The 12359-nt window shown below is 70.1% G+C and carries 11 protein-coding genes; 7 read left to right on the top strand and 4 right to left on the bottom strand.

The window, feature by feature from the left end; genetic code table 11:
• The first annotated feature begins 123 nt into the window (after window positions 1-123).
• The gene (locus FXO19_RS03530; RefSeq protein WP_149193647.1) at window positions 124-756 is read left to right on the top strand and encodes a hypothetical protein; all 633 of its coding nucleotides are present in this window, start codon (window positions 124-126) and stop codon (window positions 754-756) included.
• 65 nt (window positions 757-821) lie between these two features.
• On the opposite strand, the gene FXO19_RS03525 is transcribed toward FXO19_RS03530, so the two are convergent.
• Window positions 822-1229: a VOC family protein gene (locus FXO19_RS03525; RefSeq protein WP_149193646.1), complete on the bottom strand. Its 408-nt coding sequence runs from the start codon at window positions 1227-1229 to the stop codon at window positions 822-824.
• Between the two features lie 322 nt (window positions 1230-1551).
• Window positions 1552-1926 carry a VOC family protein gene (locus FXO19_RS03520; RefSeq protein WP_149193645.1) on the bottom strand — a complete coding sequence of 125 codons (375 nt, stop codon included), beginning with the start codon at window positions 1924-1926 and terminating at the stop codon, window positions 1552-1554.
• Window positions 1927-2294: 368 nt separating this feature from the next.
• Here FXO19_RS03520 and FXO19_RS03515 point away from each other — a divergent pair, with 368 nt between their 5' ends.
• The 4 genes from FXO19_RS03515 (at window position 2295) to FXO19_RS03505 (ending at window position 5070) form a co-directional block, all read left to right on the top strand.
• Window positions 2295-3053, top strand: coding sequence for a sulfurtransferase (locus FXO19_RS03515; protein WP_149193644.1), 759 nt, complete (start codon window positions 2295-2297; stop codon window positions 3051-3053).
• On the top strand, window positions 3050-3226 hold the full coding sequence (locus FXO19_RS19105) for a hypothetical protein (protein ID WP_187775608.1): 177 nt from the start codon (window positions 3050-3052) through the stop codon (window positions 3224-3226). The genes FXO19_RS03515 and FXO19_RS19105 overlap by 4 nt, the downstream gene beginning before the upstream one ends.
• Window positions 3227-3230: 4 nt before the next feature.
• A complete protein-coding gene (locus FXO19_RS03510) occupies window positions 3231-4508 on the top strand; it encodes a threonine synthase (RefSeq protein WP_149193643.1) in 1278 nt (425 codons plus the stop codon).
• 61 nt (window positions 4509-4569) lie between these two features.
• Entirely contained in the window at window positions 4570-5070 is a 501-nt protein-coding gene (locus tag FXO19_RS03505) for a pyridoxamine 5'-phosphate oxidase family protein (RefSeq protein WP_149193642.1), read from the top strand.
• On the opposite strand, the gene FXO19_RS03500 is transcribed toward FXO19_RS03505, so the two are convergent.
• Window positions 5067-5822 (bottom strand): type 1 glutamine amidotransferase, encoded by a 756-nt coding sequence (locus FXO19_RS03500; protein ID WP_149193641.1) that lies wholly within the window; start codon window positions 5820-5822, stop codon window positions 5067-5069. The two genes, FXO19_RS03505 and FXO19_RS03500, sit on opposite strands and share 4 nt — an antisense overlap.
• Before the next feature lie 56 nt (window positions 5823-5878).
• Window positions 5879-7678, bottom strand: coding sequence for a DEAD/DEAH box helicase (locus FXO19_RS03495; RefSeq protein ID WP_149193640.1), 1800 nt, complete (start codon window positions 7676-7678; stop codon window positions 5879-5881).
• 523 nt (window positions 7679-8201) lie between these two features.
• On the opposite strand from FXO19_RS03495, the gene FXO19_RS03490 reads away from it, so the two are divergent.
• Both FXO19_RS03490 and FXO19_RS03485 read left to right on the top strand, forming a co-directional pair.
• Entirely contained in the window at window positions 8202-9761 is a 1560-nt protein-coding gene (locus tag FXO19_RS03490) for a protein adenylyltransferase SelO (RefSeq protein WP_149193639.1), read from the top strand.
• Window positions 9762-10418: 657 nt separating this feature from the next.
• Entirely contained in the window at window positions 10419-12308 is a 1890-nt protein-coding gene (locus tag FXO19_RS03485) for an ATP-binding cassette domain-containing protein (protein ID WP_149193638.1), read from the top strand.
• The last annotated feature ends 51 nt before the right edge of the window (window positions 12309-12359 follow it).

The following is a 12359-nucleotide window of genomic DNA, read 5'->3' as shown; positions in this document are numbered from 1 at the left end:
TTGGAGGTGCGTTTCACGCAGGTTGAACATCTTGCCGCACTCCGGCCCGCATAATCCGGGATTCCAGCCTTGCCTCCCCCGAGCTCGTGCGCTGGAGTACCTTGCGATGGAGTTCTCCAAGTGATGAAACAGATCCCACGAGGCACTCGTGCCGTCCTGGCCGCTTGCGCGCTTTCGGCGCTCGCCCTTGCGGCGGGCTGCCAGCCGGCGCCGGATACCGCATCCGGCACGACCGTCCGCACCTCGGCGGTCGTGGTCCAGGCACCGCCGCCGGCGGACGTGCCGGAGGCCGATCCGGCCCGGGCCACCGGGCGCGCTGCCCCGCCGATGTTGCATCCGGTGGCGCTGGGGGCGTTCGAGTCCGGCAGTCCGATCGCCGAGTCCGTGACCGGCAACGTGACCATCGAAGGTGCGCTGATTCGCGGCGAGAACGGCGCCGAATTCGTCACCGAACGCGTCGCCATCGTCCGCGGCAGCGACGAGTATCGCCCTGGCGAACGCTACGCCGACGCGCTGATGATCGGCGCCGAGCATCCGGTCGAGCTGCGGCGGGTGGTGTCGGAGAAGTCGCCGACGCTCAGCCCCGGCAGCGCCTTCTGCCGGAACTTCAAGACCGACTATCTGGCCATCGCCAAGATCTCCGAAGACGACAACGACGTGGTCCGGGTGATGGGCCTGCGCGGCAGCGAGATGCCCGCGCCCAGCGCCGAGGACATCGCCGTCTGCACCTCCTCGCAGTATTTCGCGCGTCGCTGAGCCGCGGCGGCAGGCGCGCCCGTGGCACCCGGCCGTCGTGACGGCCGGGTGTACCGACGCCGTGTCTATTCCTTCAGCGGGCCGCCGATCGACCAGACATGGCCGAACGGATCGCGGAGCTGGCCGTAGCGCGCGCCCCAGAACTGGTTCTCCAGCGCCATGACCACCTCGGCACCGGCATCCACCGCCTGCGCCCAGCCCGCATCGGCATCCGCGACCTCCAGGTGCAGGACGCAGCTCACGCCGCCGAGCCGGTTCGGCGCCGTGGCGCCGCCGCTTCCTCCGTACTCCGGAAACTCGTCGTGCAGATACAGTGCGGCGCCGTCGAAGTTCAGGTGCGCGTGCATCAACCGCTTGCCGTCGTCGGCAGGATGTTTCGCTTCCAGCTTGGCGCCGAAGGCTTTTTCGTAGAACGCGATGGCCGCCTCGCCATCGCTGACGGCGAGATGCGGAACTAGGGCAATGCTGCTCATCGGGGGCTCCTCGGTCGGGATTCTGTCGGGACGTGCGCTGCAGGACCGGTGCGGTCACGGCGGGGCGGCGTTGCCGCCGACGCGGATTACCGGGCAGTCGGGTCTGCCGCGCGTGGGCAGCATGCCATGCCGGGCGACGCCGTCGTATCCAGCCAGCAACCCGCTAGCGGCGGCGCTTGGCCGGATGGGCCAGGCCGTTGCCGAACCAACAGCGCGTAACGTCCAGCGATCCGCGGCTCGATCCTGTGCCCGCCGGTACCGGAAACGCGCGATCGGCCGGGCCGAATGCCGCCGATGTGTTCGCTGTGGAGGCCTTGCAATGTCACCACTCGCGTTCGGACGGCGAGACCAGGTGCACGATCGAGGCCGGGCTCAGGATCCAGAACGAGCGGGCACTTTCCCCGAGCGGTTCGATATCGTCGCAGCGCACGATGTCCGCGGCCTCGAGCCGAGCACGTGTGGCGTCGATATCGTCGGTGGTCACCTGCAGCCAGATCTCGCTCTGGCTGAGCGCCGGCACACGGTCGATCCACAGCTGGTTGGCGCCGAACTCGAAGCCGATCTCGGGCGCGTGGCCGGTGATCGGCTTCAGCCCGAGCACGTCGCGGTAGAAGGCGACGGTGGCATCCCAGGCGTGTGGCGGGACCTTCATGGCGATGTTGCGGCCACCCTTGATCGACGGGACCGGAGGGTTCATGACGTTTCTCCTGTGTGCAGTGCGGTGATGGATCGGACGAGTTCCTGACGGGATCCGTGTCGTGAATGAGGGTGAGCGGCAGGCCGCGACGTTCGCGGAGCGGCCGTCCAGGATGCCGCCGGCGATGCGCACTACGCATCCCGGAGCGGGTGTGGTCGGGAAGTGCCTGTACACGGCATCGACCGGCCAGAATTATTAGAAACCATATGGTTGAATATATACGGGGCCGATCAATTGTCAACCTGAAGGTTTAATGTTGCGCAAGGGATCAGGTGCCGAGTTTGCGGACGATCGCCCGCTACCATGGCCGTGCACCGATGCGTGATCAGAGGGGGCCGTCCGCCGCGAGCAGCCAGTACAATCCGCGCATGCTGAGCAACGTCGCCGCCTACCGTTTCGTGGTCATCGAGGATCCACTTGCCGTGGCGCGGCAGGTCCGCACCTGGGCGGAGGCGGGCGGCCTGCGCGGCACCGTGCTGGTGGCCGGGGAGGGGATCAACCTGTTCCTGGCCGGCGAGGCGGGCGCCATCGACACCTTTCTCGTGCGGCTCGGCGCGGATTCGCGCTTCTCCGGGCTGCCGGCGAAATTCAGCCGCAGCCGCACACAGCCGTTCGCGCGCCTGAAGGTCAAGGTCAAGCCGGAAATCATCCGCTTCCGCTGCGCCGCAACCGCGCCGTTGGGGCGGCGTGCACCTGCCGTCACCGCTCCCGAGCTCGCGCGCTGGATCCGCCGCGGCGCGGACGATGCCGGCCGGCGGCTGGTGTTGCTGGATACCCGCAACCGCGAGGAAGTCGGCTACGGCAGTTTTGCTGGTGCGCTGACGCTGCCGATCGACAACTTCGGCGAGCTGCCGGAGGCGCTGGCGCCGCATCGCGATGCATTGGCCGATGCGACCGTGGTGAGCTTCTGCACCGGCGGCATCCGCTGCGAGAAGGCCGCGCTGTGGATGCAAGATGCCGGCATGCCGCATGTCCTGCAGCTCGACGGCGGCATCCTCGGCTACTTCGAGCAGGTCGGCGGGTACGGCTACGAGGGCGACTGCTTCGTGTTCGACGGCCGCGTCGCCCTGGATCCGGCGTTGCGGCCGCGGGTCGACGGCGGTGGAAGCCTGAAGGATGCCGCGTGAGCTGGCTCGGGATCGTCGTCATCGTTCTCGGCCTGTACCTGGCCTTCAAGCTGGTCGGTTTCGCGCTGAAGCTGGCGATGTGGCTGCTGGTGATCGTCGGCGCGTACTGGTTCCTCGCGCCGCTGTTCGGCTGGCCGGAACTGGCCGAGGTGATCCACGTGCTCGGGCCATGAGCCGATGAGCTACGTGCGCTGCCTGCGTGGTCTCGGGTCGGCGGTCGAGTACCCGGCCGACGCGCCGATGAACCTCGACCCGGCCGACGGCCGGCCGCTGGAGATGGTGCTCGACCTCGAGCGCTTGGCGGCGGACAGGCCGCATGCGGCCTGGTACGACCCGGGGCGCCGTGACATGTGGCGCTTTGGCGCGCTGATGGCGCTGGACGTGTCGGATCCCGCCGATGCCGCGCATGTGGTCGCGCTCGGTGAAGGTAACACCCCGCTGCTCGACTACCGCGACCATCCGCTCGCGCGCCGCGCCGCGCTCGACCTGCGGGTCAAGGACGAGGGCAGGGCGCATCCGGGATTTGGTGCCAATCCGACCCAGAGCTTCAAGGACCGCGGGATGGCGATGGTCGTCGCCCAGGCGCGGCGGCTGGGGCTATCCAAGCTCGCGGTGCCGACCCAGGGCAACGCCGGCGATTCACTGGTGCGCTACGCGCTGGCGGGCGGGTTGTCGGTGGTCGTGGCGATGCCGGGCGATACGCCGATGCCGATCCTCGGCAACGTCGCCGCTGCCGCGCACCGCCACCCGCAACAGGTCATTCTCGAGCTCGCCGGTCCCACCATCCGCGAGGCGGCGGCGCTGCTGCGCGAGCGCTACCTGCCGCAGGGCTATTTCTCGGTCGCGACCTTCCAGGAACCGGGCTGGCGCATCGAGGGCAAGAAATCGCTCGGCCTGGAACTGGCGGAGCCCGCGCACGGCGAGACGCGCTGGTCGCTGCCGGATGCGGTGATCTACCCGACCGGGGGCGGCACCGGCGTGCTCGGCATGTGGAAGGCCTGGGACGAGCTCGAGGCGCTCGGCCTGATCGGCAGCGCGCGGCCGCGCATGCTGTGCGTGCAGAGCGCCTCGACCGCGCCACTGGTGCGCGCCTTCGACGACGGCGCCGACGACACGACGGCATTGCCCGCGGGCGCGACCCTCGCCATCGGGCTCAACGTGCCCGGCGGCGTCGGCCACTTCCGCGTGCTGCAGATCGTGCGCGCCAGCGGCGGCGCGGCGGTGGCGGTGAGCGAGGCCGAGATCGCGCAAGAACTCGTGGCCCGGTGGCGGAGCACCCGGGACTGGATCTCGCCGGAAGGGGCGGCGTGCCTGGCGGCGTTGCCGCAGCTGCTCGACCGCGGCCTGCTGGCCGCCGGCGAGCGCGTGGTCGCTGTCAACACCGGCTCGGCGGAGAAGTATCTGCCGGCATTGCGGCACCTGTTGCAGGCTGGCGACGGCGTTAACGCCGGGTGATTCACCCGCCTTATGCGGGAGTTGCGTTGTCATGGGCGCAATTCCGGCGGAGGGCCCTTCCGTGAGCGACCACGACCGCAGCGACCACATCCGCAAGCTCGCCAGACTCATCGAGGGCGTGGACATCGCCATGCTTACCACCGCGACCCCGGAGGGCCGGCTGGTGAGCCGGCCGATGGGCACGCAGGAGGTCGAGTTCGATGGCGACCTCTGGTTCATCACCCGTGCCGACAGCGGCAACGTGGCGGAGATCGGCGCCAATCCGCAGGTCAGCGTTGCCTATGCCAATCCGTCCAGGGGCATCTACGTCTCCGTGTCGGGCATCGCCACCATCGTCGATGATCGCGCCAAGCTCGAGCAGCTGTGGTCGCCGACGATGCGGGTCTTCTTCCCGGAAGGCGAGCACGACCCGCAGCTGCGCCTGATCCACGTCGACGCCAGGACGGCCGAATACTGGGAAGGCCCCGGCACCGCCATCGGCAAGGCGCTGGACATCGCCAGCGCCGCGGTGACCGGCGATCGCGGAAGGGCGGCCGGCAACGAGCGCGTGGACCTGCCCTAGAAGAATTCGCGCGTGGGCAGGGTGTAGAGCTTCTGCGGGCGGCCGACGAGGTCGAGGAAATTGTTGAACACCGCGTCGGCGTTGGCCTGCATCGTGGCGATGTGTTGCCGCGTCTGCGCCTGGATCGCCCGTGCGTCATGCGGCAGGCCCGAGGCCAGCAGTTCCTCGCGATAGTGCGGGTGGTGTAGCCAGCGTTCGACCAGGGGCTGGTCCATCTCCAGGTGGAACTGGAAGCCGTAGGCGTTCTCGCCCCAGCGGAAGGCCTGGGATTCGCAGGTGTCGGTGCGCGCCAGATGCACGGCTTCGCTCGGGACCTCGAACTGGTAGCGGTGCCACTGGAACACCGGGGCGGCGGTTTGCAGCGATGCCAGCACCGGGTCGCCGCGGCCGGCATCGGTGACGTGCAGCGGATACCAGCCGATCTCGGGCTGTTGGCGGCGCGTCACGCCGGCGCCTAGCACGTGCGCGAGCAGTTGTGCGCCGAGGCAGATGCCCAGCACCGGCTTGCCCTGCTGCAGCATGCGCTCGATCGCCAGCAGTTCGGTGCGCAGGTGCGGGCGACGGGCGCGATCGTCGACGTTCATCGGCCCGCCCAGCACCACCAGGCCGCGGTAGCGGTCGATGTTCGGCTGCGCGTCCGGCTCGCGTTCGAAGTTGACGAAGCGGATGCGATGCCCGCGGCGCCGGATCAACGGATCGAGCGTGCCGAGCGGTTCGGCGGCGACGTGCTGGAATACCAGGATGCGGGACATCGCCGGATTCTAGCCGGAGTTTTTCCGTTCTCCGGTACCGGCCTGCCGTTCGCGACTCAGCGCTTTCCGGGCTTGGGACGGCCGGCGGGCTTGCCGCGCGGCGGACCGGCGAAGGGGCGCTTGCCGCGGGGCGGCGCGTCTGTGTCGCCGGCTTCGGCACGGCGCAGGCTCAGCTGCTGCCCGGCCACGCGCACGCGCTTGAGGTGTTCCATCAGTTCGCGCGGCATGCCTTCCGGCAGGTCGATCAGGCTGTGGTCGTCGCGGATGTCGATGCGGCCGATGTAGCGGCTTTCCAGGTCGGCCTCGTTGGCGATCGCGCCGACGATGTTGCCGGGCTGCACGCCATGGCGGTGGCCGACCTCGATGCGGAAGGTTTCCATGCCGGCTTGCGGCGCGCGCGGGCCCTGGTCGCGGGGCGCCCGCGGCTTTTGTGGGCGCTCCGCCGGGCGCGCATCGCCGCGGTCGGGGCGCCTTTCACTCCTTTCGGCACGTTCGCCGCGGTCCGGGGCCGGCTTCGGACGGGCGCGCGGCGGTTCCAGCAGCAGCGGCGTGTCGCCCTGCAGCAGGCCCGCCAGCGCCGCCGCGATCTCGACCGCGGGGACGTTGTGCTCGCGTTCGTAGCGCTCGATCAGCTCGCGGAACAGGCCGATCTGGCCGCTCTCCAGGCCGCTGCCGATGCGCTCGAGGAACTTGGCGACGCGGCGCTCGTTGACGGTTTCGACGCTCGGCAGTTCCATCGGCTCGATCTTCTGCCGTGTCGCGCGCTCGATCGCGCCGAGCATGCCGCGCTCGCGCGGGGCCACGAACAGGATCGCCTCGCCGCTGCGCCCGGCGCGGCCGGTACGGCCGATGCGGTGCACATAGCTCTCGGTGTCGTAGGGAATGTCGTAGTTCAGCACGTGGCTGATGCGCTCGACGTCGAGTCCGCGCGCGGCGACGTCGGTCGCGACCAGGATGTCGATGCGGCCGTCCTTGAGCGACTGCACCAGCTTCTCGCGCTGCTTCTGCTCCACGTCGCCGTGGATCGCCGCGGCCGACAGCCCGCGAGCGGCCAGCTTATCGGCCAGCTCCTGGGTGCCGAGCTTGGTGCGCGCGAACACCAGCATGCCGTCGAAGGGCTCGGCCTCGAGGATGCGGGTGAGCGCGTCGAGCTTGTTGACGCCGCTGACCATCCAGTAGCGCTGGCGGATGTTGGCCGCGGTGGTGGTGGTCGACTTGATCGCGATCTCGACCGGATCCTTGAGGTAGGTCTGCGCGATGCGCCGGATCTGTTGTGGCATCGTCGCCGAGAACAGCGCGACCTGCCGGGTCTCGGGGGTCTTCTTCAGCACCGCCTCGACATCGTCGATGAAGCCCATGCGCAGCATCTCGTCGGCTTCGTCCAGCACCAGGCAGCGCAGTTCCGACAGGTCCAGCGTGCCGCGCTCGAGATGGTCGATCACGCGCCCCGGCGTGCCGACCACCACGTGCACGCCGCGCTTGAGCGCGCTCAGCTGCGGCCCGTAGCCCTGGCCGCCGTACACCGGCAGCACGTGGAAGCCGGGCAGGTGGCGGGCGTACTTGTGGAACGCCTCGGCGACCTGGATCGCCAGTTCCCGGGTCGGCGCCAGCACCAGCGCCTGCGGTTTCCTTGCGGCCGGGTCGAGCTGGTTGAGGACCGGCAACGCGAACGCGGCGGTCTTGCCGGTGCCGGTCTGCGCCTGGCCGAGCACGTCGCGGCCGGCCAGCAGCGGCGGAATGGTCGCGGCCTGGATCGGCGACGGCGACTCATAGCCGACGTCGGCCAGCGCGCGCAGCAGCGGTTCGGAGAGGGCAAGATCGGTGAAGCGGATATCGTGGGCGGTTTCGGCGCTCATGGACAATCTCTGTTCGGCGCCAGCGGGCAGCCGTTCGGGGCAACCGGGCATTCTACGCCTCCGGCGCGAACGTCTCGTCGTGGCGGTTGAGCTATGTCCGGCGCCGTTCCCGCTCCGACGCGTGCGAGCTTCCGGGCATCCGAAAGCAAATCGCCGATGCGGCGCGCCCGTGCCGGGATGTGCGGACAAGCAGGCCATGGGTGAGCACGGGCCGCTTGCGCGGCACTGCCGCGCGGCCTGTGCGAACGCCCGGCGCGCTGCGCCGGACCGGACCGGGCCGCGAAGCGGCACGGGCTGCGGCGGCGAGTCGGGCCATGGATGGCCAGACCGAGCCGGGGAGCATGTCCCGGCCCGGGCGCCGCCGGCTCCGAAGCCCGCAACCTCGCCTGCTCCCGAAATACACTGCATGACACGGCTAGGCCATGGGGGTCATTTCCGCGTGAAAGCGGCGCGTGCCGGCCGTTCCGGCAGGCGGCGGCGCCGTTCCCGCTGCGTTGGCGGGCGCCCTGATAGGCTCGCGACGATGCAGCTGCCACGGTTCGACAATGCGTTCCTGCGTGACCTGCCCGGCGATCCGGAGACGGGCCCGCGCCTGCGCCAGGTGCAAGGCGCGGCGTGGTCGCGGGTGACGCCTACCCCGGTGCCGGCGCCAAAGCTGATCGCGCATTCGCGCGAGATGGCGGACGCGCTGGGGTTTTCCGAGGCCGATGTTGCCTCGCCGGAGTTCGCGCAGGTGTTCGCCGGCAATGCGCTACTCGACGGCATGGCGCCGTTCGCCGCCAACTACGGCGGCCACCAGTTCGGGCAGTGGGCCGGGCAACTCGGCGACGGACGCGCGATCACGCTGGGCGAGGCGATCGGCGCCGACGGCGGCCGCTGGGAACTGCAGCTCAAGGGCGCGGGCAAGACGCCGTATTCGCGCACGGCCGATGGCCGCGCCGTGCTGCGCTCGTCGATCCGCGAGTTCCTGTGCAGCGAGGCCATGCACCACCTCGGCGTGCCGACCACCCGCGCGCTGAGCCTGGTGACGACCGGCGAGGCGGTCGAGCGCGACATGTTCTACGACGGCCATCCCCGGGACGAGCCCGGCGCGGTCGTCTGCCGGGTGGCGCCGTCGTTCATCCGCTTCGGTACGTTCGAGCTGCCGGCCTCGCGCGGCGACGTCGACCTGCTGCGCAGGCTGGCCGACTTCACCATTCGCCGCGATTTTCCTGAGCTGGCAGGCGAGGGCGAGGCGCTGTACGGCGACTGGTTCGCGCAGGTCTGCGAGCGCACCGCGGTGCTGGTCGCGCACTGGATGCGGGTCGGGTTCGTGCACGGCGTGCTCAACACCGACAACATGTCGATCCTCGGCCTGACCATCGACTACGGCCCGTACGGCTGGATCGACGACTACGACCCGGACTGGACCCCGAACACCACCGACGCCCATGGCCGCCGCTACCGTTTCGGCTGGCAACCGCGCGTCGCGCACTGGAATTTGTCGCGCCTGGCGCAGGCGCTGTCGCCGCTGTTCGACGGGATCGAGCCGCTGCAGGCCGGGCTCGACCGCTACGGCGCCGCGTTCGTGCAGGCCGATCGCGACAACGTCGCGCGCAAGCTGGGCCTGGCCGAGTGCCGCGACGACGACCCGGCGCTCGCCGCGCAGCTGTACGGGCTGCTGCACGCCGGCGAGGTCGACATGACCCTGTTCTTCCGCGGCCTGGCCGAGTTCGATCCGGACCAGCCGGCGCTGGGCCCGCTGCGCGACGCGTTCTACGACGACGGCAAGCTGCGCGCGCACGAGGACGGCTTCCTCGACTGGCTGGCGCGCTACGCGGCGCGGCTGCACGACGACCCGCTGACGCCGCAGCAGCGCCGCGAACGGATGAACGCCGCCAACCCGCGCTACGTGCTGCGCAACTACCTGGCGCAGCAGGCGATCGATCGCGCCCACGCAGGCGACTACGGCGGTATCCACGAGCTGCTGGAGGTGATGCGTCGGCCGTACGAGGAGCAACCCGGCCGCGAACAGTTCGCCGCCCGGCGGCCGGACTGGGCCCGCGACCGTGCCGGGTGTTCGATGCTGTCCTGCAGTTCGTAGGGTGAAGCGCCGCGCCGGCGGCGATTCGTTGGAGCCGCGCCTGGCGTTCGCGTAGGAGCGCGCCACGCGCGCGATGCCGCGGGCGCATCGCCGCCGGCGACACCGGTGGCCGGTGTGTTTGCCGGTCCAGAATCGCGGCATCCGCCGGATCCTGCCGACAGCCGCGGTATCGCGCCCATGGGGCGCTCCTACGGTGTGGCAACCTCGGCGGCGATTCGTTCAAGCCGCGTCTGGCGTTCGCGTAGGAGCGCGCCATGCGCTCGATGCCGCGGGCGCATCGCCGCCGGCGACGCCGATGACCGATGTGTTTGCCGGTCCAGAGTCGCGGCATCCGCCGGATCCTGTCGACAGCCGCGGTATCGCGCCCATGGGGCGCTCCTACGAGGAGGCCAGCTGCCGGGTTCCTGCAGTCGCGCAACAAAAAAGCCGGCTCATTTGCCGGCTTTCTTGTCCTTCTTGGCCGCGCGCTTTTCCTTCAGCGACTTTTCCGGCTTCTTCTTGTCTTCCTTCTTCTTGTCCAGGCTCTTGGCCATGGGCGTGCTCCGCTGGTGGGTGGTCGATCGTGGCGCAAATGTACTGCCTGCGGCGACCGGCGAACAGGGGGTCCGGTCAGCCGGCCATCAGCCCCCGGAGGCGGGCAGCCGGTAGACTATGCCGATGCCCCTGATCACCCTGAACGCCGTCGACTACAGCGTCGGCGGCCCGCTCCTGCTCGAGAAAGTCAGCCTGTCCATCGATTCCGGCGAGCGCATCGCCCTGATCGGCCGCAACGGCGCCGGCAAGTCCACCCTGCTGCGGCTGCTGTCCGGCGACCTGCGGCCAGACGACGGCACGATCCGCCGCGAGGGCGGGGTGCGCGTCTCGCGCCTGGAGCAGGAGGTGCCCGCGGGCGCCTCCGGCACGGTGTTCGACGTGGTCGCCGAGGGCATGGGCGAGCTGGGCGCCTGGCTGGCGGAGTTCCACCATCTCAGTCACGCCGACGCGTTCGACGCCGACGCGATGTCGGCCGTGCAGGCCAAGATCGAAGCCGCCGACGGCTGGTCGGCCGACCAGCGGGTCGAGGAAACGCTGGCCAGGCTCGATCTCGACGGCGACGACGTCTTCGGCCGGCTCTCCGGCGGCATGAAGCGCCGCGTGCTGCTGGCGCGGTCACTGGTGTCCGCACCCGACGTGCTGCTGCTCGACGAGCCGACCAACCACCTCGACATCGCCGCGATCGACTGGCTCGAGGGCTTCCTGAAGGGCTGGGCGGGGGCGCTGGTGTTCGTGACCCATGACCGCCGCTTCCTGCGCGCGCTGGCGACCCGCATCGTCGAGATCGACCGCGGCCAGGTCAGCGACTGGCCCGGCGACTGGGCCAACTACCAGCGCCGCCGCGAGGAGCGGCTGAATGCCGAGGCGCAGGAGAATGCGCGCTTCGACAAGCTTCTGGCGCAGGAGGAGGTCTGGATCCGCCAGGGCATCAAGGCCCGGCGCACCCGCGACGAAGGCCGCGTGCGCAGGCTGGAGGCGATGCGCCGCGACCGTGCGCAGCGGCGCGACCTGAGCGGCAACGTGCGCATGGAAACCGCGCAGGCCGGCAACTCCGGCAAGAAGGTGATCGAGGCCAAGCACGTGTCCTTCGGCTATCCGGGCAAGCCGCTGGTGCGGGATTTCAGCGGCACCATCCTGCGCGGCGACCGCATCGGCCTGATCGGCGCCAACGGCACCGGCAAGACCACCCTGCTGAGGCTGCTGCTGGGCCAGCTGCAGCCGCAGTCCGGCGAGATCCGAATCGGCACCCAGCTGCAGGTCGCGTACTTCGACCAGTACCGCGCCGCGCTGCGCGAGGACTGGAACGCGCTGGAGAACGTCGCCGAGGGACTCGAGTTCGTCGAGGTCGGCGGCAAGCGCAAGCACGTGGTCGGCTATCTGCAGGACTTCCTGTTCACGCCCGAGCGCGCGCGCGCGCCGATCACGCGGCTGTCGGGCGGCGAGCGCAACCGGCTGCTGCTGGCGAAGCTGTTCGCGCAGCCGTCCAACCTGCTGGTGATGGACGAGCCGACCAACGACCTCGACGTCGAGACGCTGGAACTGCTGGAGGAGTTGCTGGCCGACTACCCGGGCACGCTGCTGCTGGTCAGCCACGACCGCGACTTCCTCGACAACGTGGTCACCTCCACCCTGGTCATGGAAGGCGACGGGCACGTCGGCGACTACGTGGGCGGGTACAGCGACTGGTTGCGGCAGCGTCCGGCGTCGGCCGCGGATTCCGCCGATGCCCGGCCGGGGGCCGCGGCCAGGACGGAAGCGCCGCCTGTCGCCGCGCCGACGCCCAGGCGCAAGCTCGGCTATCGCGAGACGCGTGAGCTGGAACAGCTGCCCGCCACCATCGAGCGCCTGGAAGCACGGGTCGCCGAGCTCACGGCGGATATCGCCGACCCGGCGTTCTACCGGCGCGACGCCGCCGCCGTCACGGCCCACAATGCGGCCCTGGCCGAGGCGCAGAAGGAACTGGAAGCTGCCTATGCACGCTGGGAAGCGCTGGAGGGCGCGTCCTCCAGCTGACGGAAAATCGTTGCCGATCATCCTGAGCAGGACCGACGAAGAACGATGCGG

It is taken from the genome of Luteimonas suaedae (genome assembly GCF_008312895.1).
Taxonomy (GTDB): Bacteria; Pseudomonadota; Gammaproteobacteria; order Xanthomonadales; family Xanthomonadaceae; genus Luteimonas; species Luteimonas suaedae.
The sequence above is the reverse complement of the archived record's forward strand: the minus strand, read 5'-3'. Positions and strand labels throughout refer to the sequence as shown.

Coding starts and splice junctions, on each gene's coding strand:
- FXO19_RS03530 (WP_149193647.1), top strand. CDS start 124: ATGAAACAGATCCCACGAGGCACTCGTGCCGTCCTGGCCGCTTGCGCG.
- FXO19_RS03525 (WP_149193646.1), bottom strand. CDS start 1,229: ATGAGCAGCATTGCCCTAGTTCCGCATCTCGCCGTCAGCGATGGCGAG.
- FXO19_RS03515 (WP_149193644.1), top strand. CDS start 2,295: ATGCTGAGCAACGTCGCCGCCTACCGTTTCGTGGTCATCGAGGATCCA.
- FXO19_RS03520 (WP_149193645.1), bottom strand. CDS start 1,926: ATGAACCCTCCGGTCCCGTCGATCAAGGGTGGCCGCAACATCGCCATG.
- FXO19_RS03490 (WP_149193639.1), top strand. CDS start 8,202: ATGCAGCTGCCACGGTTCGACAATGCGTTCCTGCGTGACCTGCCCGGC.
- FXO19_RS03485 (WP_149193638.1), top strand. CDS start 10,419: ATGCCCCTGATCACCCTGAACGCCGTCGACTACAGCGTCGGCGGCCCG.
- FXO19_RS03500 (WP_149193641.1), bottom strand. CDS start 5,822: ATGTCCCGCATCCTGGTATTCCAGCACGTCGCCGCCGAACCGCTCGGC.
- FXO19_RS03495 (WP_149193640.1), bottom strand. CDS start 7,678: ATGAGCGCCGAAACCGCCCACGATATCCGCTTCACCGATCTTGCCCTC.
- FXO19_RS03510 (WP_149193643.1), top strand. CDS start 3,231: ATGAGCTACGTGCGCTGCCTGCGTGGTCTCGGGTCGGCGGTCGAGTAC.